Source organism: Streptomyces sp. NPDC031379 (assembly GCF_055569615.1).
Window position 1 is genome coordinate 297084 of record NZ_JBVIIT010000004.1, and the last position, 26164, is coordinate 323247.

Here is a 26164-nt window from a genome sequence, read left to right on the forward strand (position 1 = left end):
ACACCGAGTGACCCCTCGGCCATGAGAGGCCCTTGCGCGGGCGCGGGACAATGGACGGTGGCCCACCTGAAGGGCCCAGCGAACCGTATGTGGAGGAGACAAGACATGGCGGAGCCCACGCCGCGCCGTACCGAACCGCGGCTACGCCCCGCGCCCCTGATCTTCGAGCCCGCGGAGGCGGCCTCCGACCCCGAGCACTTCTTCGACCTGGAGTCGATCGAGGACCCGCGGGCGCTGCTGGCGCGCGCGACGGAGCTGACCCAGGCGTTCCGCGCGGCCGCCGACCGGGCCGTGGAGTTCCAGGCCATCGCGGCGGCCCAGCTCGCCGACCCGCGCCGGTTCGACCGGCTGACCCCGGCGGACATCGCCGACCGGGCGGAGTGGACCGAGGACTACGCGAAGAGGATGGTCGAGTTCGGGCGGGACCTGATGCGGGGGGACACCGAAGGACGGACGTCACCGGACCCCGTGTAGTCCGGTGGCCTCGGCCCCTGCCATCCCCGCCTGGCATATGCCGGGCGGGCAAGATACTCCTCCCGGTGTGCTCGTGTCCCGGTTTTCGGCAACCCAGGGAAACGATGCGCTCACGTTCGGTACATGTAGGTGTCATGAGCAGTGCACCGAACGTCACCTGTGCCACCTCCGACGGCCTGGCCTGGCTCGCCTCGGCAGGAACGTATCCACGGAGCACGCTGGCCCTCTGGGAGGAACGCCCGGACGCCCCGGTCGTCCTGCCCTGCGGCACCACCTTCGACGTGGTCAGCGCCCCGGCGATCTTCGGGCGCCGGATGCTGGACCGCTTGTGGGACGAGGGGCCGGGATCGGGCCCGGTCGCGGTGTTCCGGGGCCGCATGCTGCTGTTCGCCGCCCCGGGCACGGCCCAGCGGCTGCCCTCGCTGCTGGCCTGGGAGGAGTGGGGCTCCCATCGGGCGGAGGCGGTGCCGCCCCTGCTGTGTCACGGCACGGGGGACGCGGTGACCGTCCCGCCCCTGACCGGCGGCGACGCCCCCGGCGCCTCCCGCTGGCTGGTGGCCCCCGACACCCGGCACCCCTGGCTGCCCGGCCCCGAGGTCGCGCTCTGGGCGGCCGTACGAGCCGCCCGGGCCGCCGTACGGATATCGATTTTTCCTCCCGCCGATCAGGATGCTAAGGTCTACGACGTCAGCAGGCGCCGCTAGCTCAGTTGGTTAGAGCAGCTGACTCTTAATCAGCGGGTCCGGGGTTCGAGTCCCTGGCGGCGCACGCGAGGAAACGGCGGGTCCGGTTCGAAAGAATCCGGCCCGCCGTTTTCGTATACGAAGACGCGGGACGGTATACGAAGGCCCAGGACGTTCAGTCCCTCATTCCCGGCGTGATCTTCACCGTCCAGGCCCCCGACGCCGTCCGGCCCTCCGCCTCCACCCGCACGCCGTCCCCGGGCACGGTGAAGCTCTCCCCGAGGGCGACCGGGGCGTCGGCGAGCGGCGGATACACCGAGTTCTCCCAGCAGGACTCGGTGTGCGGGTGGGCGTCCACGACCTCGACCGGGCCGCCGCCGGACTCGGCACCGCTGCGGACCCGGTAGACCAGCACGCCCTGCCGGCAGGACGCCCGGTCGTTCCCGGCCGTGCCGCGCGCCTCGAAGGCCAGGACACTGTCCGGGCCGGTGCGCACGACGGCCAGCTTCACTCCGTTGCCGAGGCCGAAGGCGGGCGCACCGCCCGTGCCCCGCACCGGGACGCCCGGACCGGCGGCCAGCGGTTCCAGGGTGAGACGGGTCGGGTCGGCGCCGCGCACGCACGCCACCTGGCGCGGATCCAGCCAGCCCAGCTTCCACTTGTGCCAGGCGAACAGATCCGGCGAGAGGCCGAACTGGCTGCCCATCAGGTCCCAGTCGCCGACGTAGGTGTCCCAGTCGCCCTTGCCGTCGACCGGCCGGTGGTAGAGATCGGGCAGGTCGAAGACATGGCCGGTCTCATGGGCGAGGACCAGCCGGTCAGGCGGGTGTTTCTCGAACACGGTGACGACCCGGCGGATGTCCGTGCCGTCCACGCGCAGGGGCGTGTCGAGGTTCACGACCTTCGTGGCGTCCGAGTCCACGCCGGGCGCGTCCGGGTCGGCGACGAAGTACACGACCGGGTAGCGCGAGAAGTCGACCTCCTTGTCGGCGGCGGCGAACGCGTCCCGCAGATAGGCGGCCCGGTCCTCGGCGCTCCAGTCCCGCCTTATGGCGTACGACGTGGACGGGCGCGGCATGCGCAGCCAGTGCTTCAGCGGGTGCGGGCGCAGCGTGAACCTGCCGTAGGAGGCCTGCTCGAAGAAGCGGCTGGTGGCCGGGAAGTGGTCGGCGGTCAGCTCGGCGGGGGTGGCGTGCGGGACGGCGTCCGGGAAGGAGAGGTAGACCAGCACCGCGTCGAGCGCGCCGGTCGGGCGGGTGTAGGCGGTGTTCCAGGTGTCCACGCCCTCCGAGTGGTGGGCCTCGGTCCGCCGCAGGGCACAGGGGGCCGTCGAGAAGGGCTCGGCGACCGACGGGCCGGTGAGGATCGAGGTCGCGGCGAGCGCCGACAGCGTGGTGCACACGGCGGCGGTGCTGCGCAGCTTGGGCACGGACATGACCTCCGGATTCGGTTCGCGGGACCCGCACCCAGATTGCTGCGCTTTCTTGTTTTATGCCCTGTTTGCCTGCACCAGAAGGGTGAGTGCGCCCCGCCCGTACGCCGGTGCGCTCCGGCGCCCGACACCCCGAAACACTCACGGAACGTCACAACTGGTCGGGGGCCTGAAGAACCTGTCCAGGTGCGGGCAGAAACGATCTGTCAGAAGCCCTGCTCCATCCGGGAGACTGGACAGTGGCTGGAAGGGCCCGGGGCCAGCCTCTATGATCGGCACACTTTCCGGCACGGACAGAGATCGAGTGCACTGCGGGAGCGAGCGGTGAGCGGAACGTCCGAAGGGCCGACGCCCGCGGCAGACCTCGACCGGTCAGCCGTTACAGACAGTGACCACACCACCTACCACCGTGTCTTCGCGGCTGCCCCGCTCGCCATGGCGGTCGTGGACCCCGACGGCATCGTCGCGGGGGCCAACCCCGCCTTCGGCGAGCTGCTCGGCACGGATCCGGAGGCGCTCACCGGGCGGGTCGCCGCCGACCTGGTGGACCTGGCCTCGGACGCCCGTACCTGGCACGCCTACCGCGAGGTCCTGCGCGGCCGGCAGGCGAGGCTGCGCTGCAGCCGCCGGCTGAAACATCCCGACGGGCGCTCGCTGTGGGTGCAGGTCACCGTGTCCCCGCTGGCCGCCGACGGCCCCGGCGTCCTCCTCTCGGTCGCCGACATCAGCGCCCGCCGTGAACTCCAGGCACGGCTGCGGCACTTGCAGATGCACGACCCGGTGACCCGGCTGCCCAACCGGACCCTGTTCTTCGAGCGGCTCTCGGCCGCGCTGGAGGCGGAGTCGTACGAGCAGAGCGGCACCGGCAGGATCGGCCTGTGCTACCTGGACCTCGACGGGTTCAAGGCCGTCAACGACACCCTGGGACACCGCGTCGGCGACCGGCTGCTCGCGGCCGCCGCCGAACGCCTGAACCGTGTCGCCGACGAGGCCGGGTACGCCCGCGCGGCGACCCCCCTGGTGGCCCGGCTCGGCGGCGACGAGTTCGCGCTGCTCGTCGAGGACTCCACCGGCACCGAACAGCTCGCCGACCTCGCCGAGTCGGCGCTGAAGGCCCTGGAGGAACCCTTCGACCTGGCCGGCCAGCGGCTGTCGCTGACCGCGTCCATCGGCGTGGTCGAACGGCACGCGGCCGGCACGACGGCGACGGGCCTGATGCAGGCGGCCGACACGACCCTGTACTGGGCGAAGGCGGACGGCAAGGGCCGCTGGACGCTGTTCGACCCCGAGCGCAACGCGCACCGCATGACCCGCCAGGCCCTCTCCTCCACCCTGCGCCCCGCCATCGAACGCGGTGAGTTCGCCCTGGAGTACCAGCCGTTGGTGGGCATGGAGGACGGACGGCTCAGCGGGGTCGAGGCGCTGATCCGCTGGAATCATCCTCAGTTCGGCACACTGACGCCGAATCGGTTCATCGGACTGGCCGAGGAGGACGGTTCGATCGTGCAGCTCGGCCGCTGGGCACTGAACACGGCCTGCCGGCAGGCCCGCCGCTGGCAGGTGGACCACCCCGGCGAGCCGCCCATCTTCGTCAGCGTGAACGTGGCGGTGCGCCAGGTGTGGGACTCCGACCTGGTGGCCGACGTGGCGGAGATCCTCGCCGAGACCGGACTGGCCCCGCATCTGCTGCAGTTGGAGCTGACCGAGTCCGCCGTGATGGGCTCGGCGGGCCGCCCGCTCCAGGCCCTGCAGGCCCTCAGCGACATGGGGGTGCGCATCGCCATCGACGACTTCGGCACCGGCTACTCCAACCTCGCCTATCTGAGCCGCCTGCCGGTGTCGGTGCTGAAGCTGGACGGCTCCTTCGTGCGCGGCTTCCAGTACGAGGGCGACAAGAAGGCGATCGCCCCCAACCCGGCCGACGAGGTGATCGTGGAGGCGATGATCCAGCTGGCGCACCGCCTCGGCCTGACCGTCACCGCGGAGTGTGTGGAGACCTCGGCCCAGGCCAGCCGGCTGCGCCGGATCGGCTGCGACACCGGTCAGGGCTGGCTGTACTCCCGCCCGGTGTCGCCGGATCGGATCTCCGAGCTGCTGGGGGCGCAGACCTACGCGGTCGGCAACCCGTAGGCGTCCGCGATCAGCTCGTAGGAGCGCAGCCGGAGTTCGCCGCGGTGGGCGTGGGAGACGAGCATCAGCTCGTCGGCGCCGGTGCGCTTGTGGAGGTCGTCCAGGCCGGCGCGGACCTCGTCGGCGGTGCCCTGCACGATGTTGGCGGTCCAGGAGCCGATGAACTCCTCCTCCATCGGGCTGAACTCGTGCCGCTCGGCCTCCTGCGGGTCGGGGAACAGACCGGGGCGGCCGGTGCGCAGCCGGAGCATGTTCAGCGCCATCGCCCGGGTCTGACGGCGGGCCTCCCGCTCGTCGTCGGCCGCGAGGGCGGAGACGCCGATGAGGGCGTACGGCTCGTCCAGGACGGCGGAGGGGCGGAAGGTCTGCCGGTACAAGTCGAGGGCCGGGATGGTGTTCTGCGCGGAGAAGTGGTGCGCGAAGGCGAACGGCAGGCCGAGCATCCCGGCCAGGCGGGCGCTGAACCCGGAGGAGCCGAGCAGCCAGATCGGGGGGCGGTGCGGGGACTGCACCCCGCCGGGCGCGGTGCCCTGGACCGGCCCCGGGATCGCGTGGATACGGCCGTAGGGGTGCCCGTCGGGGAAGTCGTCGTCCAGGAAGCGGATCAGCTCCGCGAGCTGCTGCGGGAAGTCGTCGGCGCCCTCCTCGAGGGTCTCGCTGCGGCGCAGCGCGGCGGCCGTCGCGCCGTCGGTGCCGGGGGCCCGCCCGAGGCCGAGGTCCACGCGGCCCGGCGCGAGGGCCTCCAGCGTGCCGAACTGCTCGGCGATCACCAGCGGGGCGTGGTTGGGCAGCATGACGCCGCCCGAGCCGAGCCGGATGCGGTCGGTGTGGGCGGCGAGGTGGGCGAGGATCACGGCGGGCGAGGAGGAGGCGACGCCGGGCATGGAGTGGTGCTCGGCGACCCAGTACCGGTGGAAGCCGCGGGACTCCGTCAGCCGGGACAGCTCGACGCTGGTGCGCAGGGCGTCGGTGGCGGTACTGCCCGTGCCGACGGTCACCAGGTCCAGTACGGAGAGGGGGACGGGGGCGGTCCCGTGCGTCGTGCCCCGGATCTCGTCTGCCGACACGGTGTGGGCCTCCTGTTTGTGGCGTGTGCTGTCCTGCGCCGCTGTAACAGGAGGCGGTCTCCGTTTATTCCGGCCGACCGGGCCGGTCCCTAGGGGGTTTCGTTCGGATCAGCGCGGACCCGGGCTGATCCGAACGAAGCCCCCTAGGCCTGCACCAGCGGCTCCCGGGTGAACAGCGACCCCAGCGTGGGCGCGTTCACCCGCCGGTCGGCCAGCCGCAAGCCCTCCCAGACCGTCACCAGATTCGCCGTGAGCACCGGCTTGGACAGGGACTTCTCCAGCACCCCGATGTGCGCGGCCGTGTGCAGCGCCGTGTCCGGCAGCAGCACGGCCTCCGCTTCGGAGACGTCGGCCGCCCGCGCCAGCGTCAGCACGTCCTCCTCCTGCCACGTGCCGACCTCCGCCGCCGTGACGATCCCGGAGGAGCACATCCCGGCCACCTCCAGCCCGCCGGCCCGCAGGAACTCCGCGAACAGGGTCGCCACGTCCTCCGGGTAGGTCGCGCCGACGGCGACCCGCCGCACCCCGATCTCCCGGGCGGCGTGCACGAAGGCGAAGGACGTCGAGGAGGCCGGCATCCCGGCCTGCCGGGCCAGCGTCCGCACCTGGTCCTGGGCGCCCTGCCAGCCGTGCACGAAGCTGCCGCTGGTGCACGCCCACACCACCGTCTCGACCCCGGCCAGCCGCAGCCCCTCCATACCCGCGGCGAGCCGCTCCGCGGAGCCCATCTCCCGCAGCGCGTCCACCCGGTGCGCGTCCTCACCGATGTCGGTGTGGGCCAGGTCCAGCCGGATGTCGCTGCCCAGGAGCTGCTCGATGCGTGGATAGTCGTCCTCGGCGGAGTGGCCCGGGTAGAGGAAACCGAGTGCGGTCATGTCCAGCCTTCCTGCGTCTCTTCGGGCAGTACGGGCCGTTCGCGCGCGGCCGCGTCCAGCAGCGCCTGATAGGGCCCCACCGCTCGGGTACCCAGTCGGCGCAGCGCCGCCCACATCGTGACCTGGTTGGCCGAGATGACCGGCATGCGCAGTTCGGCCTCCAGTTGGGGGATGACGTCGTAGGTGGGGAGGTTGGTGCAGGAGATGAAGAGGGCGTCGGCGGCGCCGGGGCGGATCGCCCGCCGGGCCATGGCGACGACGTCCCGGTACGGCACCTGCCAGATGTGCCGGGTCAGTCCCATGAAGGCACAGCCGGTGACCCGTATGCCGGCCTCGGCGACGTACTCCTCGAGTGCCCGGGTCACGGACACGGTGTACGGCGTGACCAGCGCGACCCGTCGTGTCCCCAGCTCCGCGAGCGCCTCCAGCAGCGCCCCGGAGGTGGTCACCGAGGGCAGGGCGCCCGCCCGGGTCATCGCCGCGCACATCGCCCGCTCCCCCGCGATCCCGCCGACGAAGCTCCCGGAGGTGCAGGCGTAGGCGACGACCTCGGGGGCGACGGCGGTCAGCGCGCGGACCGCCTCGCCGAGGGTCTCGTGCTCGCTGACCAGCCGGGCCAGGTCCAGGCTCACCTCGACCGGCACGAACGGGGTCCGGGTCAGATGCAGCGACACCTCGTCGGGCGCCCAGCGCCACAGCTCGCGGTCGAGGGCGAAGTCGAAGGGGGCCACCACGCCGACACCGCGCTGCGGGCGGGGGCCGCCGAGAAAGGAGACGTCCATGGCTGACACCGGCCTCACGCTGGGAGACGAGTGGGCAACGGATCGCGAACACGCCCGTGTTGACGACGGTAGGTTCGGGTGCGAGCGTGGTCAATCCGTGCATGTCAGACGCCGGGAGCCGCCCCGTATGACGCCGACCCCGCCCACCCTTGTGGTCCTCGACGCCGAACCGCCGCCCCGGCTCGGCCGCCTCACCGGCCGTGCCCGGATCGTGCACACCGATGCCGCGCACCTGGCCGAGCGGCTGCCCGAGGCGGACGCCCTGCTGGTGTGGGACTTCACCTCGCACGCGGTGCGCGAGGCCTGGCCGGGGGACGGGCCGAGGCCCCGCTGGGTGCACACCGCGAGCGCGGGCGTGGACCATCTGATGTGCCCGGAACTGGCCGCGTCCGACACGGTGGTCACCAACGCGCGTGGGATCTTCGACCAGCCGATCGCCGAGTACGTGGCGGCCCTCGTCCTGGCGGTCGCCAAGGATCTGCCGCGCACGCTGGAGCACCAGCGGGAGCGGATCTGGCGGCACCGGGAGAGCCGGCGGGTGGCGGGCACCCGCGCGTGCGTGGTCGGCTCGGGCCCGATCGGCCGGGCGATCGTCCGCACGCTGAAGGCCCTGGACGTGACGACGGCGCTGGTCGGGCGGGTGCCGCGGACCGGCATCCACGGTCCGGCCGACCTGGACCGGCTGATCTCCCGCGCGGACTGGGTGATCGCCGCGGCGCCGCTGACCGAGCAGACGTACCGCATGTTCGACGCCCGCCGGTTCGGGGTGATGCAGCCCTCGGCGTTCTTCGTGAACGTCGGCCGCGGACAGCTGGTCGACGAGGACGCCCTCGCCGAGGCGCTGACCCGGCGCTGGATCGCGGGCGCCGCGCTGGACGTCTTCGCCGCCGAACCGCTGCCCGCGGACAGCCCGTTGTGGGAGCTGCCGGAGCTGATCGTCTCCCCGCACATGAGCGGGGACACGATCGGCTGGCGGGACGAACTGGGCGTGCAGTTCGTGGACTTGTACGAGCGCTGGGCGGCGGGCAGATCACTGCTGAACGTGGTCGACAAGAAGCGTGGTTACGTGCCCGGTCACTGAGACCCGATGGAGGGTGCATGCAGCTCACCGACCTCACCGCCGGCCGGCTCCTGGACGGATACCGCAAGGGCGAGTTCAGTCCTGTGGAGGCGACCGTCGAGGCCCTGGAGCGGGCGCGGCGGATCCAGCCGGAGGTGAACGCGTTCGTCCGGCTCACCGAGGAGGACGCGCTCGCCCGGGCCCGGGAGTCGGAGGAACGCTGGCGGCGCGGTGAGCCGGCCGGGCTGCTGGACGGGGTGCCGGTGACCGTGAAGGACATCCTGCTGCTGCGCGGGCACCCGACCCTGCGCGGCTCCAGGACCGTCTCCGAGCAGGGGAGCTGGGACGAGGACGCGCCCCCGGTGGCCAGGCTGCGCGAGCACGGCGCGGTGTTCCTCGGCAAGACGACCACCCCCGAGTACGGCTGGAAGGGCGTCACCGACTCCCCGCTGTCCGGGGTGACCCGCAACCCGTACGACCCGACACGCACCGCGGGCGGCTCCAGCGGCGGCAGCGCGGCGGCCGTCGCGCTCGGCGCGGGCCCGCTGTCGCTGGGCACCGACGGGGGCGGCAGCATCCGGATCCCGGCCGGGTTCTGCGGGATCTTCGGGCTGAAGCCGACGTACGGCAGGGTGCCGCTGTATCCGGCGAGCGCGTTCGGCACGCTGTCGCACACGGGCCCGATGACCCGGGACGCGGCCGACGCGGCCCTGCTGATGGACGTCATCGGCTCTCCCGACGCGCGCGACTGGTCGGCGCTGCCGCCCGCGCCGTGCTCCTTCCGGGAGGGGCTGCGGGAAGGCGTGCGCGGGTTGCGGGTGGCGTACTCACCGTCCCTGGGCGGGCAGGTGGCGGTCCGGCCCGGCGTCGCCGCGGCGGTGCGGCGGGCGGTGGCCGGGCTGGCGGACCTGGGGGCGTACGTCGAGGAGAGCGACCCCGACTTCAGCGACCCGGTGGAGGCGTTCCACACCCTGTGGTTCAGCGGCGCGGCCCGGCTCACCCAGGGCTTCTCCCCGCACCGGCGGCAGCTGCTGGACCCCGGGCTGCGGGAGATCTGCGCGCAGGGCGCCCGGACGAGCGCGCTGGAGTATCTGGCCGCGGTGGACGTCCGCATGCGTCTCGGGCGCCGGATGGGCAGCTTCCACGAGCGCTACGACCTGCTGGTGACGCCGACGCTGCCGGTGACGGCGTTCGAGGCGGGCCGGGAGGTGCCGGGGGGCTCCGCTCACCGGCGCTGGACGGGCTGGACACCGTTCACGTATCCCTTCAACCTGACCCAGCAGCCGGCGGCGACCGTACCGGTGGGGCTGGACGGGGAGGGTCTTCCGGTGGGCATGCAGATCGTCGCCGCGCGGCACCGGGACGATCTGGTGCTGCGCGCCGCGCACGCCCTGTACGAAGCCGGCCTCCCCCTCGCGGGGAACGTCACGCCCTCCGGAAGCTGAGCCGCTCCCCCGCCGCCCCCGTCCGCCACAGGTCGTTGCAGGCCTCGGCCATCGCGTCGAGGCCGTCGGTCACCTGGCCCCAGACGATGCCGGGCACCCAGCCGACGTCCCCGTTGAGCAGCAGGTTGTTGCGCTCGTAGAACAGGGCCAGGTCGACCACGGTGGTGCCGGGACGGACCTCGCGGTCGTAGCCGTAGGCCTTCGTGCCCAGCTCGGCACCGGCGAAGGAGAAGTAACAGAGGTCGCCGGGAATCGGGGTGACCGTCGGGTTCTCCAGTGGGGGTTCCGTGGAGGCGAACGGCGGGAAGAGGGCGTAGATCTCGTTGCGCGCGTACTTGGCGTGGTAGACGTCCCCCGCCAGCGGCAGTGCCTCCCACACTGCCGCGCAGGTCAGAGGCGCGCGGTCGTCCAGCAGTCGTGCCGTGCAGTGCACGTCCCGCTTGTCGAGCGAGACGGTGACGAATCGATCGGCCATGAAAACCAGGGTGCATAGCCCGGATGCGCTTGGGTAGCCGCGCCGCCATGGCTCCACCACTTGGGAACGACGTACACACATTCCGGCCGGAACACAGACACAGTCGCCGCTCGGTTCTCGCCGCCGTCGCGGCGTTCGGCGCCCTGGGTGCGGCGGGCTGCACCCGGGTGGCGTCCGCGTCCGGCGAGAACGGCGGCGACCTGCTCGACCGGCTGCGCGCGCAGGGTGTCGTACGGCTCGGGATCGCCGGTGAGATCCCGTTCGGGTACATCGACACGGACGGCCATCTCACCGGGGAGGCGCCCGAGCTGGCGAAAGTGATCTTCAAGCGGCTGGGGGTGGACCGGGTCCAGCCGGTGCCGACCGAGTTCGGCTCGCTGATCCCGGGGCTGAACTCGCAGCAGTTCGACGTCGTGGCCGCCGGGATGTACGTCAACGCCGAGCGTTGCGAGCAGGTGATCTTCGCCGATCCGGATTACCAGATGCTGGATTCGTTCATCGTCCGCAAGGGGAACCCGAAGGGGTTGCACTCCTACCGGGACGTGGTGGAGAAGAAGGCGAAGTTCGCCACCGGCACCGGGTACGCGGAGATCCAGTACGCGGTGGAGGCCGGGTACGCGGAGAGCGACATCCTGATCGTCCCGGACCAGGTGGCCGGGCTGAACGCCGTCGAGGCGGGCCGCGTCGACGTCTTCGCCGGTACGGCGCTCACCGCCCGCGAGGTCGTGCGGAAGTCCGGCAAGGCGGAGGCCACCAAGCCGTTCGCGCCGTTGGTCAAGGGCGAACCGCACGTCGACGGCGGAGCGTTCGCGTTCCGGCCGACCGAGACGAGGTTGCGGGACTCCTTCAACGCCGAGCTGCGCAAGCTGAAGAAGAGCGGGGAGCTGTTCCGGATCCTCCAGCCCTTCGGCTTCACCAAGGCCGAGATGACGGACCTCACCGCGAAGGAGCTGTGCGGCGGATGACCTCGGGGCTCTGGGACCTTGTACTGAAAGGCATATGGACCACGGTCCAGTTGCTGGTGTTCAGCGCGCTGCTGGCCACGGCGGTCTCCTTCGCCGTCGGCGTCGCACGCACCCACCGGCTGTGGATCGTCCGGTTCCTCGCCGGCTTCTACACCGAGGTGTTCCGCGGCACCTCCGCGCTGGTGATGATCTTCTGGGTGTTCTTCGTGCTGCCCGTCGCGTTCGGCTGGCAGCTGGTGCCGATGTGGGCGGGCACGCTGGCGCTCGGGCTGACGTACGGCGCGTACGGCTCGGAGATCGTGCGCGGCGCGCTGAACGCGGTCGATCCGGCACAGCAGGAGGGCGGCATCGCGCTCAGCTTCACGCCGGCGCAGCGACTGCGGCTGATTCTGCTGCCGCAGGCGGTGCCGGAGATGATCCCGTCCTTCTGCAACCTGCTGATCGAGCTGCTCAAGGGCACCGCGCTGGTGTCCGTCATGGGCATGGGCGATCTGACGTTCAGCGCCAATCTGGTGCGCCTCGCGCTGCAGCAGAGCGCGGAGATCTACACATACGTCCTGCTGATCTACTTCGCGATCGCCTTCGTGCTGACCCGGCTGATGCGCGGCCTGGAGAAGCGGTTGAAGGCCGGGATCGGCAAGGATCCCGGCACGGAGTCGGCGGCGCGTGAGCTGAAGCGGGCGCAGACGACCGGCGTGGGCGGTGGTGTCGCGTGAAGTGGGACTGGAACGCCGTGAGCGACTTCATGCCGGCCTTCTGGCACGGTCTGCTGGTCACCCTGCAGGCCCTCGCCCTCGGCTCGCTGCTGTCCTTCTCCCTCGGCCTGGTGTGGGCGCTGCTGATGCGCGCACCGAGCCGGTGGGTGCGCTGGCCGGTCGGGGTGGTGACGGAGTTCGTACGCAACACCCCGCTGCTGGTCCAGCTGTTCTTCCTCTTCTACGTGCTGCCCGAGTGGGGACTGACCTTCTCGGCGCTGGCGACCGGCGTGTTCGCGATCGGCCTGCACTACTCCACGTACACGATGCAGGTCTACCGGGCCGGTATCGAGGCGGTGCCCGTCGGCCAGTGGGAGGCGGCGACCGCGCTGAACCTGCCCCGGCGGCGGACCTGGACCGCGGTGATCCTGCCGCAGGCGATCCGCCGGGTGGTGCCCGCCCTCGGCAACTACGTGATCGCCATGCTCAAGGACACGCCGATGCTGATGGTGATCACCGTGCTGGAGATGCTCGGGCGGGCCCGGCTCTTCTCCCAGCAGCACTTCCAGTTCACCGAGCCCCTGACCGTGATCGGGGTGGCCTTCATCCTCATCTCCTACCTGGCCTCCCTTCTTCTGCGAGCCCTGGAGCGACGCCTTGTCCGCTGACACCCCTTTGATGAAAGAACCCGACGCGAGCACCGGTGCGGTCACGGCCGGCGGTGAGCTGGTCAGCCTGGAGGGCGTCACCAAGCGCTTCGGGTCCCACACCGTGCTCGACGACCTGAGCTTCACCGTCGAGCCCGGCAAGCACGTGACCCTGATCGGCCCGTCCGGTTCCGGCAAGACCACGATCCTGCGGCTGCTGATGACCCTCACCAAGCCGGACGAGGGCACGATCACCGTCGACGGGGAGCGCCTGTTCCCGGCGTCGGAGAAGCAGGTCCGGGAGGTGCGCCAGAAGATCGGGATGGTGTTCCAGCAGTTCAACCTGTTCCCGAACATGTCGGTGCTGCGGAACATCACCGAGGCGCCGGTGCGGGTGCTCGGCATGTCGAAGGACGAGGCCGAGGCGCGGGCCCGGGAGCTGCTGGACCTGGTGGGGCTCGCCGACAAGTGCGACGCGAAGCCCACCCGGCTCTCCGGGGGCCAGCAGCAGCGGGTGGCGATCGCCCGCGCGCTGGCGATGCGGCCGCGGGTGCTGCTGCTGGACGAGGTGACCTCCGCGCTCGACCCGGAACTGGTCGCGGGAGTGCTCGATCTGCTCAGGGACATCGCCCGCAGCACGGACATCACGATGCTGTGCGTGACCCACGAGATGGGTTTCGCCCGGGACATCTCCGACCAGGTGCTGATGTTCGACTCGGGGCGGGTCATCGAGACGGGCCCGCCGGAGAAGATCTTCAGCGATCCGGAACGGGACCGTACCCGGGAATTCCTCAGCGCGGTGCTGTGACCACGAGGTGTGAAGACGGGAACAGCCGAGGTCCGACCGCTGGGGAATGACGCTGGCATATGCCAGAGGATGTGCGTCGCAGTTGGGAGGGCGGGCGCGCGGGACACAATCTCGCCAACCCCCTCTCCGCGGCGGGCCTTTGGCGGCTATCGTGGAGACGATCCGCCGACCGGATCCGCGGCTTCGCGGCCCAGAGAGCGAGCGCAGGGGGAAACACCGTGGCGCTGATGCACGAGCCGACCGCCCCGTACCACTCCGCCCAGGACGCCCTGCGCGTGCTGGAGACCGTGGCGCGCCACTCGGCCGGCGTCACCGACACCGAGCTGGCCCGCCGCACCGGCCTCGGCTCCGAGCGGCTCACCGCCCTGCTGCGCATGCTGCGCCGCGAGGGCTACGTCGAGCAGATCACCGACGGGGCGTACGTCACCGGCGACACCCTGCGCCGCCTCACCTCGGCGCACGACCGGGAGCGGGCCCTGCGCGACAAGCTCCAGCACACCCTGGACCGGCTGCGGGACTCGGTCGGCGCGGCCGTCTACATCAGCCGGTACGTCGACGGCGAGGTGAAGGTCACCCAGTACGCCGCCGGGCCCGGCACCCCGGCGGTCAACGAGTGGGTCGACTTCCGCTTCTCCGCCCACGCCACCGCCGTCGGCAAGAGCCTGCTGACCCAGCTGGACCACAACGCCCGCCGCGACCACCTCTCCCGGCACAAGATGGCCCGCCTCACCTCGCGCACCATCACCAGCGACAAGCTGCTGCTGTCCCGCCTGGAGTCCCAGCCGCCGACGGTCCCGGTCCTCGACCTCCAGGAGTACGCGGTCGGCACGGTCTGCGCGGCCGTCCCGATCACGGCCGGCTCGGCCGTCGGATGCCTCGCCCTGTCCCTCCCGGTGGAGCACGCGCACCGCCTGAAGCAGGCCGCCGACGCGCTCAACCGCAACGCCGCACCGGTCCTGCTCTCGCTGACGATCTAGGGGTTTCGTTCGGATCAGCTCGGCTGATCCGAACGAAACCCCCTGGGTCCCCCGAGGTGGTCACGAGCACCTCTGCGGACCAGGTAGTATTTTCTTCGTCGCCGGCCGCGAAGAGCGGAAGGCGAGAGTCATGCGCCGCTAGCTCAGTTGGTTAGAGCAGCTGACTCTTAATCAGCGGGTCCGGGGTTCGAGTCCCTGGCGGCGCACGATGACGATGGCCGGCCACGTTCGCAGACAGTGCGAACCTGGTCGGCCATCTCTGTTATCGCCCGGCTCCGCCGTGCGCGGTGGGGGCTTCGCCACCCGCGCCCCCTGAGGCGGCGGCATCCTCGACGTCCTCCGCCGTGAGCCTCCGGTACGACTCCTCCCCCGGTGGCCGCCACCACACCGGATCGGCGCAGTCGCACCCCTCTCGCCTGAGCAGCGCCCGGTGGATCTTGTTCGTCGCCGTCACCGGCATCCGCCGCACCACCCGCACGAACCGGGGCGCCATCTTCGTCCCCAGGTCCGGCTGGGCCCGCAGGAACTCCGCGAACCCCTCCGGGTCGAAGGTTCCGGCGATCGTCGCCATCACCTGGTCACCCGTCACCGGGTCCGGCACGCCGTACACGGCGACGGCCACCGCCCTCGTACCGGGCGACGATGTTCTCGATCATCGCGGCGGCCAGGTTCTCCCCGTCGACGCGGATGCGGTCGTCGGTGCGGCCGGCGAAGTAGAGGTGCCCGCCGGAGTCCCGGTAGAAGAGGTCCCCGGTCCAGTACGCCCCTCCGCGGCGCCGCTCGGCCTCCGCGGCCGGGTTCCGCCAGTAGCCCTCGAAGGGGTTCGGCGCCCGGTTGACCAGCTCGCCTATGGCCTCGTCGCCGTTGAGCAACCGCCCGGCGGTGTCGAAGACGGCCGGCGGGCACTCCCGCCCCGTGGCCGGATCGAGCACCGCCAGCCCGGGCACGGCCGGCCCCACCGCGCCCGCCGGGGTGCCCGGGGCCCACCGGATCGCGGCCCCTCCCTCGGAGGAGCCGTACCCCTCCACCAGCCGCACCCCGAACCGCCGCTCGAAGGCGGCCGCGTCCACCGCACCCGCCTCCGTCCCGAAGCCCAGCCGCAGCGGGTTGTCCCGGTCGTCGGGCCGGGGCTCGGTGGCCAGGAGGTACTGGATCGCCCGGCCGACGTAGGTGAAGTAGGTCGCCCGGTAGCGGCGCGCGTCCGCCAGGAACCCGGACGCCGAGAACCTCCGGCGCAGCGCCACCCCGGCGCCCGCGACCAGGGCGGGCGCCCAGTCCGCGATCACCGCGTTGCCGTGGAACAGCGGCATGCAGACGTAGTGCACGTCGTCCGCCCGGACCCCGAACTGCCCGGCCAGGGCCTGTCCGGCCGCCGCCAGCCGCCCCTGGGAGCAGATCGCGGCCTTGGGGGCGCCGGTCGAGCCGGAGGTGAAGTAGAGCAGCAGCCGGTCGGCGGGGGTGGCCCGGGAGGGGTCGGGCACGGCGCCGGCGTACGGGGCGAGGAGAGGGCCGTACTCCGCGCCGTCAGTCACCAGGATCCGCACTCCCGGCAGATCCATGCCCGCCAGCAGGGGCAGGCGGGCCCGCTCGGTGACCAGGACCGGGCACTCGGTGTGCAGGATGTCCCGGGCCAGCTCAGGTCCCCGGCGGGTGGGGTTGATCCCGGCGACGGCCGCCCCGGCGAGGGCGGCCGCCCCGAGCCACAGCGGGAACTCCTCGGTGTTGTCGAGCAGCAGCCCCAGGTGCGGTACGGCACCGGCCGGCAGCAGATCGGCCAGCAGCGCGGCCCGGGCCGCCGCCCCGGCCGCCACCTCGTGCTGCGTCAGCACACGCTCCTCGCACCACAGCCCCGGCCGGTGGTCCCCCCACCGCGCCGCCACCAGCTCGGCGACCGTACGCGTCGCGGACTCCATGACCCCGCACGGTAACTGACATACCGTCAGATGTGGAGGGCTACGGAACCAGGCCGGCCGACTCCGAGAACATCATGTGGGCGACGACGATGAAGCCGGCGCAGAACGTGACGACCACACCGAGGAAGGTCAGACCGAAGCCGGTGGTGAAGGCGAGGCGGCCGCGGGAGGGCGGGAGGGCGGTGGCCAGCCGGGGCTGCTCCGGGAGGTACCGCACGGTGACGAAGTCGCCCTCGAGGACGGTCGCGGGACCGCCCTCCTCCTCGAAGCGGACCGTGCGCCCCTCGCGGGTGGCGAACTCGTAGACGTGGTGCAGGGTGGTCCGCACGGAGGTGTCCCCGCCGCCCCCGCTGGTCGTGGTGTACATCCGCAGACAGCGCGCCTCGGCCGTCAGGCCGTGCGCCCAAGTCCTGCTGAGCCGCCGGGCGCGGCGGACCAGCAGATACGCGGCGAACCCGCAGCCCGCGATCACCAGAACGGGTAGGGCGTAGAAGAACGGTTCCATGAGTGCCCCCGAGGTCGCTGCCCCCGGCCTCGCTCGGCCGGTGTGCAGGAACGTACCCGGCCGTCGGGGTGGCCCGGCTCAAGGGAAGCTCAGTATCAGAACCGGGACAGTTCGATCCACTCGTGCACGAGGAAGACCGCGCAGCCCGCGAGCAGCACCAGCCAGACGACCGTGCTCGCCATGTCCTTGCCGGGCTGCGGCTCGCAGGCGGTGGCCCTGTCGGGCTCGTGCGGGGCGTAGTGGACGAGGACCTGGTGGCCCTCGGCACGGTCGCGCGGACCGCCGCTCTCCTTGAAGCGCACGGCGCGGCCGTCGTGCGTGGTGAAGTCGTACTCGTGCCACTGCACCCGGCGGGCCGCGTTGTTGACGACCTGGGTGGTGGCCCAGGCCCGCACGACCCGCGCCTGCGCGGTCAGCCCGCTCTCCCAGGCCGCGCGCCGCTGCGCCGTGCGGCGCACCAGCGCCACCGCGGCCCAGACCGCGAAGCCGAGCAGGCCCAGCATGGTTATGTCGAACAACGCGTCCACGGCGCGTACCCCCGTACGTCGGTTGCGGGATTCACGTGCGCCGGGAACCGGAAACCCCCGGCGCCGGCGCACGCGGACCCTACCCGAACGCTGCTCAGAAGGTGACGTCGGAGCAGGCGTAGAACGCGTTGCCCGTGTCGGCGATCGTCCACACCGCGAGGACGACGTGGTGTCCGCTCAGCCCGGACGGCAGGGTGCCGCTGTGGCTGAGCGTGGCCGGCGGGCGCTGCCCGTTGTACGGCACCGTCAGGAACGGGGTGAGGTTGAGGTCCGAACGGGCGAGGGCGTGGTTCTGGTTCCAGCCCGGCTTGGTGACGTAGTACTTGAAGTCGGTCGTGGCGTGCATGGCCGTGAACTGCCACCGGAAGGTGTACGACTGGCCGCCTGTCACCTTGGTGGTGGGCCAGGCTCCGCCGGACGGGGTCTTCGGCGAGCTGAGCTGGGCGAACTGGCCCAGGCCGCCGTTGCAGAGCTGGCCGTCGGCGGGTCCGCCGGCCGGGAAGCCCTTGGGGCCCTCGACGCTCTGCGGTTCCCACTGGATCGGGCCGCAGTTCGTCACGGTGCCGTTCTGGCAGAGCTTCTGCCTGCTGATGGGGAGGTCGGTGTAGCCGTGCCCGCTGGCACCGCCGGTGGAGAGCGCGAAGGCTCCGGCGGTCACCGCGCCCAGCACGACTGCGGACAACTTGGTCTTGGTGCGCATGCTGCCGCTCCTGGAGAACGTGGGGAGTTCAGTGAGCTGTGCAGGGAGTAGGTCTAGACCAAGTCGCAGGGTATTACCGTGAGTTGAACATGTCCATACCAATCGCGGGGCCGGCTACACCGGCTCCCCTCGTCCCGAGCAGAACGCCACCGTCAGGTCACGGACCAGCACCTTGCGCTCGTAGTCGTCCAGTTCGACCAGCCCGCGCATGGTCAGCCGGGTCACCGTGTCCTCCACCGAGTCCACCACCGACGTGAGCATGCTGGCCCGCTGCCGGGCGTCCAGCGCCGCCATCCGGCGCCGGTGCATCGCGGGGGCGACCTCGGGGGCGTACTCCACCCGGACCGGCTGTACCGAGAACACCTCCACACCGACTCCCGCGGCCTCCGTCGCCACCAGCCGGGTCAGCGCGTCACCGGCCGCCGTCACCCCGCCCCGCGTCCCGCCCGCCGGTTCCACCGGCACCCGGGCCAGCGCCGCCTCCACGCACTCGCGCAGGTACGTCTCGTGGTCCTCGATGCCGAGCGTGGCCCGGGCGGTGTCCCGCACCCGCCACACCACCAGCACGACCACCCGCAGCGCCATGCCGTCGGGGTCCGTCGCGGTCATCGCCTCGCTGCGCCAGTGCCGCAGCCGTACGTCCACCCGGCGGCGCAGCACCAGCGGGTTCACCCACAGCAGCCCGGTGCGCCGGACCGTCCCCCGGTACCGGCCGAACAGACCGAGCACCCAGGCCCGGCCGGTCCGCCCCCGGGTCAGCCCGCCGAAGCCGGCCAGGCCGAGCGCCCCGGCCCCGGCGTACGCCGCCCACTGCGCCGGACCCAGGCCGGCACCCGCGTACGCCGGCAGGCCCAGCGTCTGCGCCGCGAGCGGCGGCATCAGCCCGGCCCACCAGGTGGTGGCCAGGCATCCGGTGAGCCCGCAGGCCCCGGCGAGCAACCCGGCCGCCCCCGGCAGCGCCCGCGCCGGGCGCTCCACCAGTTCCGGGTCGACCTGCGGGAGGGGCCGTCTGCGCACCGGCACCGGGCGCCTGGTGCGGGGTTGCTCACCGGTGCCCTGCCGGCGGCCCACCACGGCCGGTTTGAGGGGCACCTTCACCGGGTCGAGGTCGTCCCGGAAGAGCAGGTGGACGGGGATCTCGGTGGTCGCCTCGTTCTGGATCAGCCGGACCGGACGGGTGCCCGCGGCGGCGGCGCCCTCCGGTTGCCCCTCGGATTCGGGTGGGGTGTGTGACGTGGTCGTACTCATGCGTGCCTCCAGCCTCCGCGCCAGATGCGTCATGAACAGGGGGATGGGGTGGGGAGGGAGCCGGTCCGGGTGATCGTGGCCCGTCCGGGTGATCGTGGCCTGCCCGGGTGACCTGGGCCTGTCCGGGTGACGGGGTCGGCCTCGGTGACGGGGCCCACCTCGGTGACGGGGCGCCCGGGTGGTCGGGCCCGGGTGGTCGGGGCCGGCTAGGCGAACAGCCGTCGCCAGGTCTCCGGACCCGGGTAGCCGTCCGCCGCGCCGCCCCGCCAGCCCTGGGTGCGCTGGAAGGCCTCCACGGCGCGCCGGTCCGCTTCGCCCCAGTGCGGACCCGGACCCCTGGGATAGAACCTGCCGAATCCTTTCTTCGCCAGCTGGGCACCCAGCCGGGTGACGTGGTCGTTGGTCGCCCCGGGGCGGAAGAAGTTCCGGCCGGGATAACCGGGCACCCCGTGCGAGGCGGGCCGGCCCGGACCGGCCGCACCCGGGGTGACGTCCTTGCCCCTGCCCGTGGCCAGCAGCTCCCAGGTGCGCGGGCCGGGCATCCCGTCGGCGTCCGCGCCCGTCCAGCCCTGGGCCAGCTGGAACGCCCGGGTCGCGCGCCGGTGCGCCTCGCTCCAGACCGGCCCCGGCCCCTGGGCGTAGGACGAGCCGGCGCCCCTGGCGATCAGCATCTCGCCGAGCCGGGTGACGTACTTGTTGTCGGCACCGGGGCCGAAGTAGGCCGCGCCCGGATAGGAGACCCGCGCCTTCCCGGCGGCCGCCTGCGAGCCCGCCGTGCCGGCGGTCACGCTCTTGTAGCGGTAGGGGACGTATTTGTCGGCGTGGCTCCAGTAGGGGTAGGGGGTGGCCTGGCTGCGGGCGCGCGGGGGCGTCTGCTCGTAGACCGTGTAGTAGGTGTGCGTGTAGTCCGTCCAGCCGCCGAAGATCACCACGTGGGAGCCGCTCTCGGGGTTGTCCGGGTTGTGGTAGAGCAGGATGTCGCCGGGCTGCAGCTCCGCCTTGGTGATCTTTACTCCGAACGAGCCGAGGCTGCCCGTCCACTCGTTGCCCGGCAGGCCCCAGGCCATGGAGACATAGCCCGAACAGTCCTGCCGGTATCCGTCGGACCAGTAGGAGGTCATGCTGTACGGCACCTTCGCCGCCACCCAGAGCTTGGCCCGGTTGATGATCTGGGTCCGGGTGGTGGCGGGCATCGGGTCCGTGCCGGGCTCGACGGGCTTGCCCGCCGAGCCGTGCAGCGGGGCCTTGGTGCCCTGGGGGGTGGCGGGCTCGCCGTCCCCGGGCTCGGCCTGGCGGTGCGGCGAGTGACCGGCGGCGTGGGCCGCGGCCGGGGGAGCCGCGCCGAGGGCGGCGGACGCGGCCGCCACGACCACGACCCCGCAAGCGGCGGGGTGACCGCCCAGCCTGCCGGGCGACAGGCGGGGGCTCACCCGGCGCCAGTGGATGCAGCCGGGGCAGCCGCAGTCGCTCGCGGGATCAAACTCCTCGAACACCGGAGCGGTCATGCGATCTGCCTCACATTCGGGTGGGATTTGTCCGCGTGTGTGCACGTTGATCAGTTTTCCAAGTGTCCCCGAGGCGCGCATGTTGACGGTCCGAATGATGGAGGCGGCCCGCCGGGGGCCCGCCGCACCACCCGAGGGTGGTCAGGAGCACCCCGAAAGGTCGGGTAGAGTTTTCTTCGTCAGCAGGCGCCGCTAGCTCAGTTGGTTAGAGCAGCTGACTCTTAATCAGCGGGTCCGGGGTTCGAGTCCCTGGCGGCGCACCGACCGGAAGGCCCCTCGCGAAAGCGGGGGGCCTTCCGCATGCCCGGGATCCCCCGGCCGGAACAGCGCCCTCCCCCCGATTGGCCGGATGCGCTCTCGCCGTGGCAGCCCGGGACCTCCAGGAGCGGATCAAGAAGCCGATCGTCGACCGGCGGCCACCCTCGGGCGCCGTGCTGCCGACCGAACCCGAGCCGTCGGCCCGATGTCGTTCGCGCCGATGATCGAGGGCCTGGCCTTCCGTACCGTCGCCGGGCACTACCGCGGCGAGGATTCCCTGCTGCAGCTGCTGGAACTGCGCGAGGCCGTGGAGAGCGGGCTGGTGTCGCGGCCGGCCGGCTGCCGGAGGCGGACCTCGTTGAACTGAACGCGCTCGTGGACCGTATGGAACAGGAGGCCGCGAAAGGGGTCGGCCTCGCCGAGACCGACCGCGCCTTTCACGCCACCCTCTCCCGGGGGCTGGACAACGTGCTGCCGAGCGAGGTGCTGGAGGCGTTCCGGGACGCCTTCCACCGCGTTCAGCGAGATCTGGTGGATGTGCCGCAGGACCCGCGGGTCACCTGCCGCCGGCACCGGGAGATCCTGGACGCGGTCCGGTCCGGTGATTCCCTGCGGGTGGAGGAGGCCATACGAGACCACTTCGGCAACATCCGCACCCGCCTCTCCACCACCGGCGCACCTCAGCCTCCCGAGCCCCACGCGCGCCACAATGAACGGGTTTGACCGGCAAACACCGTGTTTCGCGTCTTGCGATCATGCTGGACACCGTAGAACCCTGGTTGTCCATGCCACCGCCGATTGGCGGCAGTTGGGGGGAAGAAACCGGTTGCTCACCGACGGGGAGAGGGGCCCCGTTCATGAACCGATGCCGAGGGGGGCATCATGCAACCGGAAGGTCGTCGTCCCGTGTCTATAGGGTGGGCAGGACGTGGTGACTGCGACCCATCACTGACTCCGCACGCGCGGGCCAAGGGGGGCCGGCCGGGCGGGAAGGACCGACAAACACGCGTTGACCTGCGTGTGGGGGGATGACTCATGACGTCGACGCCGCCGGGCGCCGGACCGAGCCAGGCTCACGACGACCCGTCACAGACCACGCAACTCAGGGCGGTCAGCCACCAGACGGGCCAGTTCCGCCGGATCAGGAAGAGCCTGCCGAGATACGACTACGAGCACTACAGCCGACTCGCGGGCCCGCTGACCCAGCCGGATCCGACCAAGCCGTACACGGTGCAGTACCGGTCGCTGCTCTCGCAGGAACCGCACCGGATACGCGCCGCGCTCATGCTGGGCGCGGCCCCGGTGCTCTCCCTGGTGCTGCTGTTCTGGCTGCTGCAGCCGGAGCACTGGACCGAACGCGACTACCCGGCCTACGACTTCCTGCCGGCGCTGGACATCGTCATGCTCGTCTCGATCGGCCTGATCGAGTTCTTCCGCTGCATGAACGTGCTGTCCAACGCGCACGCCACGCTCGTCGCCCGCGACCCGGTGCCGGTGGTGCCCGAGACCGGCACCCGCGTCGCCTTCCTCACCTCCTTCGTGCCCGGCAAGGAGCCGCTGGAGATGGTGACGAAGACCCTGGAGGCGGCCGTGAAGCTGCGTCACCGGGGCCTGATGCACGTGTGGCTGCTGGACGAGGGCGACGACCCGGCCGTCAAGGAGGTCTGCGCCCGGCTCGGCGTGCACCACTTCTCCCGCAAGGGCGTCGTCAAGTGGAACCAGGCCAAGGGCCCGCACCGCGCCAAGACCAAGCACGGCAACTACAACGCCTGGCTGGAGGCGCACGGCGACCAGTACGACTTCTTCGCCTCCGTCGACACCGACCACGTACCGCTGCCCAACTATCTGGAGCGGATGCTCGGTTACTTCCGCGATCCGGACGTCGGCTTCGTCATCGGCCCCCAGGTCTACGGCAACTACGACACGTTCGTCACCAAGGCCGCCGAGTCGCAGCAGTTCCTCTTCCACGCCCTGATCCAGCGCGCCGGCAACCGTTACGGCGCCCCGATGTTCGTCGGCACCTCGAACGCCGTGCGGATCAAGGCGCTCAAGCAGATCGGCGGCCTGTACGACTCGATCACCGAGGACATGGCCACCGGGTTCGAGATGCACCGGGCGAAGAACCCGGCCACCGGCCGCAAGTGGAGGTCGGTGTACACCCCGGACGTGCTCGCGGTCGGTGAGGGCCCCGCCGCCTGGACGGACTTCTTCACCCAGCAGATGCGCTGGTCGCGCGGGACCTACGAGACGATCCTCAAGCAGTACTGGAAGGGCTGGTTCTCGCTGCCGCCGGGCAAGCTCTTCAACTACACGATGATGATCATCTTCTATCCGATGTCGGCCCTCAACTGGATCCTCGCGGCGCTGAGCTGCGCACTGTTCCTGGGCCTGGGCGCCTCCGGTGTGAACATCGACCCGACCGTGTGGCTGATGCTGTACGGCAATGCCTCCGCGCTGCAGATCGGCCTGTACGTCTGGAACCGGCGGCACAACGTCTCCCCGCACGAGCCGGAGGGCTCCGGCGGTGTGGCCGGCATGGTGATGTCGGCCCTGTCCGCGCCCCTCTACGCCAAGGCGCTGATCGACTCCCTGCTGCGCCGCAAGAGCAAGTTCGTGGTCACCCCGAAGGGCGATTCGGCAAGCCCGGACACCTGGTTCGCCACCTTCCGGTACCACTGGTACTTCATCGTGATCTTCGGCGCGTCCGTCGTCGCCGGATTCGTGCTCGGCCACTCCCACCCGGCGATGGTGACCTGGGCCGCGTTCGCCATGCTCGTCACGGCGTTCCCGATGTTCGTCTGGCGTCACGAGATGCGGCAGGCGAAGAAGAAGCCCCGGCACGCGATGGGCGCGGGCGCGCCCTCGCCCGCCCCGGCCCCGGCGCCGGCCGGGCCGCAGGACGCGGTACCCGCCCAGTACGCGGCCCGCGCGCCGCACACCCCGCAGCAGCGGCCGAGCTGGGCCGCCTCGCACGGTGGGCCGGGCGCGGGCCCGGACGGGGAGAACGACCAGACCATGCAGATCGCCCTTGGTGGACTTGGGGGACGTAAGGAATGAAGGACCAGGCCGGCCGCCGCCGCGCCCGTCGACTCGCGATAGGCACGGCGGTGGTCATCGCGCTGGCCGGGATGAACGGACCGTGGCTCTACCGCTTCGGGACCGAGCACTACCACCAGTACAAGATCAACAAGCCCGAGTACAAGGCCGCGAACGGCCACTGGGACATCGTCCAGTTCCCCGAGGAGTACCGCCAGGACACCATCCACGCGGCGCTCCTGCACACCGGCAAGGTGCTGCTGGTCGCGGGCTCGGGCAACAACCAGGACAACTTCGACGCGAAGAAGTTCGACACCCGGGTCTGGGACCCGGTCAAGGGCACGATCAAGAAGATCCCCACGCCCAGCGACCTGTTCTGCACCGGCCACACCCAGCTGGCCAACGGCAATCTGCTGATCGCGGGCGGCACCAAGCGGTACGAGAAGCTCAAGGGTGACGTCACCAAGGCCGGCGGCCTGATGATCGTGCACAACGAGAACCCGGACAAGCCGATCACGCTGCCCGCCGGCACGAAGTTCACCGGCAAGAGCAACGGCAAGACGTTCGTGTCGAAGGACCCGGTGCTCGTCCCGCGCGCGAAGAAGGTCTTCGACCCGAAGACCGGCGCGTTCCTGCGCAACGACCCGGGTCTGGGCCGGATCTACGTCGAGGCGCAGCGCAGCGGCACCGCGTACGAGACCGGCACCCAGGACAACTACCGGATCCAGGGCCTGACCGGCGTCGACGCCCGCAACACCTACGGCATCGCGCAGAAGCTCGCCCTCGACAAGAAGGACTTCCAGGGCATCCGGGACGCCTACGAGTTCGATGTGGCCGCCGAGCGGTACATCAAGGTCGACCCGATGAACGAGGCCCGCTGGTACCCGACGCTCACGACCCTGTCGGACGGCAAGATCCTCAGCGTGTCCGGGCTCGACGACATCGGGCAGCTGGTGCCGGGCAAGAACGAGGTCTTCGACCCGAAGACCAAGAAGTGGACGTACACGAAGCAGGACCGGCAGTTCCCGACGTACCCGGCGCTGTTCCTGATGCAGAACGGGAAGATCTTCTATTCGGGCTCCAACGCGGGGTACGGCCCGGACAACGTGGGCCGGAAGCCGGGGATCTGGGACGTCGACACCAACAAGTTCACCAAACTGCCGGGGCTCGGCGACGCGAACATGATGGAGACGTCCGGGACGGTGCTGCTGCCTCCGGCCCAGGACGAGAAGTTCATGGTGATCGGCGGTGGCGGGGTCGGCGAGTCGAAGCTGTCGAGCAAGAAGACGCGGCTGATCGACCTCAAGGCGAAGAATCCGGCGTTCGTGGACGGCCCCGAGCTGGCGAAGGGGACACGGTATCCGCAGTCCTCGATCCTGCCCGACGACACCGTGCTGGTCTCGGGCGGCTCGGAGGACTACCGGGGGCGCGGCGACTCCGACATCCTCCAGGCGCGGCTGTACCACCCGGACAGCAACAGCTTCACCGAGGTCGCCGACCCGCTGGTGGGGCGGAACTACCACTCCGGGTCGATCCTGCTGCCGGACGGGCGCGTGATGTTCTTCGGGTCCGACTCGCTGTACGCGGACAAGGCCAACACGAAGCCGGGGAAGTTCGAGCAGCGGATCGAGATCTACACGCCGCCGTATCTGTACCGGGACTCCCGGCCGACACTCGCCGGCGGTCCGCGGACGATCGCCCGTGGCGCCTCGGGGACGTTCACCTCCGAGCACGCGGCCAGCATCAAGAAGGCGCGGCTGATCCGGCCGAGCGCCTCGACGCATGTCACGGACGTGGATCAGCGCTCCATCGCCCTGGACTTCACGACCTCCGGCGACCGGATCACGGTGACCGTGCCGAAGAGCCGGAATCTGGTGCAGTCCGGCTGGTACATGCTCTTCGTCGACGACGACCAGGGGACGCCGTCTAAGGCGCAGTGGGTGAAGGTCCCCTAGTT

The 26164-nt window shown here is 71.3% G+C and carries 22 protein-coding genes, 3 tRNA genes and 2 pseudogenes; 16 read left to right on the forward strand and 11 right to left on the reverse strand.

All coding sequences use genetic code 11. From position 1 onward, the window contains the following. The first annotated feature begins 105 nt into the window (after positions 1-105). The 3 genes from ACZ5CW_RS08140 to ACZ5CW_RS08150 all read left to right on the forward strand — a co-directional run bounded on the left by ACZ5CW_RS08140 (position 106) and on the right by ACZ5CW_RS08150 (position 1242). Entirely contained in the window at positions 106-474 is a 369-nt protein-coding gene (locus ACZ5CW_RS08140) for a hypothetical protein (RefSeq protein ID WP_468599446.1), read from the forward strand. Positions 475-608: 134 nt separating this feature from the next. Then, positions 609-1178: a bifunctional DNA primase/polymerase gene (locus ACZ5CW_RS08145; RefSeq protein ID WP_468599447.1), complete on the forward strand. Its 570-nt coding sequence runs from the start codon at positions 609-611 to the stop codon at positions 1176-1178. Continuing rightward, positions 1169-1242, forward strand: a tRNA-Lys gene (locus tag ACZ5CW_RS08150). The genes ACZ5CW_RS08145 and ACZ5CW_RS08150 overlap by 10 nt, the downstream gene beginning before the upstream one ends. A gap of 90 nt (positions 1243-1332) precedes the next feature. Here ACZ5CW_RS08150 and ACZ5CW_RS08155 read toward each other — a convergent pair. Then, positions 1333-2592, reverse strand: coding sequence for a M6 family metalloprotease domain-containing protein (locus ACZ5CW_RS08155; protein WP_468599448.1), 1260 nt, complete (start codon positions 2590-2592; stop codon positions 1333-1335). 321 nt (positions 2593-2913) lie between these two features. On the opposite strand from ACZ5CW_RS08155, the gene ACZ5CW_RS08160 reads away from it, so the two are divergent. Further along, on the forward strand, positions 2914-4719 hold the full coding sequence (locus ACZ5CW_RS08160) for a putative bifunctional diguanylate cyclase/phosphodiesterase (RefSeq protein ID WP_468599449.1): 1806 nt from the start codon (positions 2914-2916) through the stop codon (positions 4717-4719). Here the strand turns inward: ACZ5CW_RS08160 and ACZ5CW_RS08165 are convergent. The 3 genes from ACZ5CW_RS08165 to ACZ5CW_RS08175 all read right to left on the reverse strand — a co-directional run bounded on the left by ACZ5CW_RS08165 (position 4698) and on the right by ACZ5CW_RS08175 (position 7443). Next, positions 4698-5786: an LLM class flavin-dependent oxidoreductase gene (locus ACZ5CW_RS08165; RefSeq protein WP_468599450.1), complete on the reverse strand. Its 1089-nt coding sequence runs from the start codon at positions 5784-5786 to the stop codon at positions 4698-4700. The two genes, ACZ5CW_RS08160 and ACZ5CW_RS08165, sit on opposite strands and share 22 nt — an antisense overlap. Positions 5787-5929: 143 nt before the next feature. Further along, positions 5930-6661 carry a maleate cis-trans isomerase family protein gene (locus ACZ5CW_RS08170; RefSeq protein WP_468599451.1) on the reverse strand — a complete coding sequence of 244 codons (732 nt, stop codon included), beginning with the start codon at positions 6659-6661 and terminating at the stop codon, positions 5930-5932. Next, positions 6658-7443, reverse strand: a complete 786-nt coding sequence (locus ACZ5CW_RS08175; protein WP_468599452.1) for a maleate cis-trans isomerase family protein — start codon at positions 7441-7443, stop codon at positions 6658-6660. The genes ACZ5CW_RS08170 and ACZ5CW_RS08175 overlap by 4 nt, the downstream gene beginning before the upstream one ends. A gap of 127 nt (positions 7444-7570) precedes the next feature. Between ACZ5CW_RS08175 and ACZ5CW_RS08180 the strand changes: the two genes are divergently transcribed. Next, positions 7571-8524, forward strand: coding sequence for a D-2-hydroxyacid dehydrogenase (locus ACZ5CW_RS08180; protein WP_468599453.1), 954 nt, complete (start codon positions 7571-7573; stop codon positions 8522-8524). Positions 8525-8541: 17 nt separating this feature from the next. Continuing rightward, positions 8542-9948, forward strand: coding sequence for an amidase (locus ACZ5CW_RS08185; protein WP_468599454.1), 1407 nt, complete (start codon positions 8542-8544; stop codon positions 9946-9948). Here ACZ5CW_RS08185 and ACZ5CW_RS08190 read toward each other — a convergent pair. Beyond that, a complete protein-coding gene (locus ACZ5CW_RS08190; protein WP_468599455.1) occupies positions 9929-10423 on the reverse strand; it encodes a DUF3830 family protein in 495 nt (164 codons plus the stop codon). The two genes, ACZ5CW_RS08185 and ACZ5CW_RS08190, sit on opposite strands and share 20 nt — an antisense overlap. Before the next feature lie 47 nt (positions 10424-10470). Between ACZ5CW_RS08190 and ehuB the strand changes: the two genes are divergently transcribed. From ehuB to ACZ5CW_RS08220, 6 genes are all read left to right on the forward strand, one after another. After that, positions 10471-11388, forward strand: a complete 918-nt coding sequence (ehuB, locus tag ACZ5CW_RS08195) for an ectoine/hydroxyectoine ABC transporter substrate-binding protein EhuB (RefSeq protein WP_468599456.1) — start codon at positions 10471-10473, stop codon at positions 11386-11388. Next, the gene (ehuC, locus tag ACZ5CW_RS08200) at positions 11385-12104 is read left to right on the forward strand and encodes an ectoine/hydroxyectoine ABC transporter permease subunit EhuC (protein ID WP_468599457.1); all 720 of its coding nucleotides are present in this window, start codon (positions 11385-11387) and stop codon (positions 12102-12104) included. Before ehuB ends, ehuC begins: the two co-directional genes overlap by 4 nt. After that, positions 12101-12751, forward strand: coding sequence for an ectoine/hydroxyectoine ABC transporter permease subunit EhuD (ehuD, locus tag ACZ5CW_RS08205; protein ID WP_468599458.1), 651 nt, complete (start codon positions 12101-12103; stop codon positions 12749-12751). The genes ehuC and ehuD overlap by 4 nt, the downstream gene beginning before the upstream one ends. Positions 12752-12761: 10 nt before the next feature. Further along, a complete protein-coding gene (gene ehuA / locus ACZ5CW_RS08210) occupies positions 12762-13538 on the forward strand; it encodes an ectoine/hydroxyectoine ABC transporter ATP-binding protein EhuA (protein WP_468599459.1) in 777 nt (258 codons plus the stop codon). Positions 13539-13756: 218 nt separating this feature from the next. Continuing rightward, on the forward strand, positions 13757-14515 hold the full coding sequence (locus ACZ5CW_RS08215; protein ID WP_468599460.1) for an IclR family transcriptional regulator: 759 nt from the start codon (positions 13757-13759) through the stop codon (positions 14513-14515). A gap of 132 nt (positions 14516-14647) precedes the next feature. Then, a tRNA-Lys gene (locus ACZ5CW_RS08220) sits at positions 14648-14721 on the forward strand. 56 nt (positions 14722-14777) lie between these two features. Here ACZ5CW_RS08220 and ACZ5CW_RS08225 read toward each other — a convergent pair. The 6 genes and pseudogenes from ACZ5CW_RS08225 to ACZ5CW_RS08250 all read right to left on the reverse strand — a co-directional run bounded on the left by ACZ5CW_RS08225 (position 14778) and on the right by ACZ5CW_RS08250 (position 20913). Further along, positions 14778-16428: pseudogene (locus ACZ5CW_RS08225) on the reverse strand (AMP-binding protein). Between the two features lie 40 nt (positions 16429-16468). Then, positions 16469-16933: a DUF3592 domain-containing protein gene (locus ACZ5CW_RS08230; RefSeq protein WP_468599461.1), complete on the reverse strand. Its 465-nt coding sequence runs from the start codon at positions 16931-16933 to the stop codon at positions 16469-16471. 95 nt (positions 16934-17028) lie between these two features. Then, positions 17029-17460: a hypothetical protein gene (locus ACZ5CW_RS08235; RefSeq protein ID WP_468599462.1), complete on the reverse strand. Its 432-nt coding sequence runs from the start codon at positions 17458-17460 to the stop codon at positions 17029-17031. 94 nt (positions 17461-17554) lie between these two features. Continuing rightward, positions 17555-18160 (reverse strand): lytic polysaccharide monooxygenase auxiliary activity family 9 protein, encoded by a 606-nt coding sequence (locus tag ACZ5CW_RS08240; protein ID WP_468599463.1) that lies wholly within the window; start codon positions 18158-18160, stop codon positions 17555-17557. Between the two features lie 114 nt (positions 18161-18274). After that, positions 18275-19408 carry an SPFH domain-containing protein gene (locus ACZ5CW_RS08245; protein WP_468599464.1) on the reverse strand — a complete coding sequence of 378 codons (1134 nt, stop codon included), beginning with the start codon at positions 19406-19408 and terminating at the stop codon, positions 18275-18277. 206 nt (positions 19409-19614) lie between these two features. Continuing rightward, positions 19615-20913, reverse strand: a complete 1299-nt coding sequence (locus ACZ5CW_RS08250) for a peptidoglycan-binding protein (protein ID WP_468599465.1) — start codon at positions 20911-20913, stop codon at positions 19615-19617. Between the two features lie 186 nt (positions 20914-21099). Here ACZ5CW_RS08250 and ACZ5CW_RS08255 point away from each other — a divergent pair. From ACZ5CW_RS08255 to glxA, 4 genes and pseudogenes are all read left to right on the forward strand, one after another. Beyond that, positions 21100-21173, forward strand: a tRNA-Lys gene (locus tag ACZ5CW_RS08255). Between the two features lie 102 nt (positions 21174-21275). Further along, positions 21276-21894 (forward strand): annotated as a pseudogene (locus tag ACZ5CW_RS08260) (FadR/GntR family transcriptional regulator). 312 nt (positions 21895-22206) lie between these two features. Then, positions 22207-24228: a glycosyltransferase family 2 protein gene (locus tag ACZ5CW_RS08265; protein ID WP_468599466.1), complete on the forward strand. Its 2022-nt coding sequence runs from the start codon at positions 22207-22209 to the stop codon at positions 24226-24228. Further along, positions 24225-26162 (forward strand): radical copper oxidase GlxA, encoded by a 1938-nt coding sequence (gene glxA / locus ACZ5CW_RS08270; RefSeq protein ID WP_468599467.1) that lies wholly within the window; start codon positions 24225-24227, stop codon positions 26160-26162. Before ACZ5CW_RS08265 ends, glxA begins: the two co-directional genes overlap by 4 nt. The last annotated feature ends 2 nt before the right edge of the window (positions 26163-26164 follow it).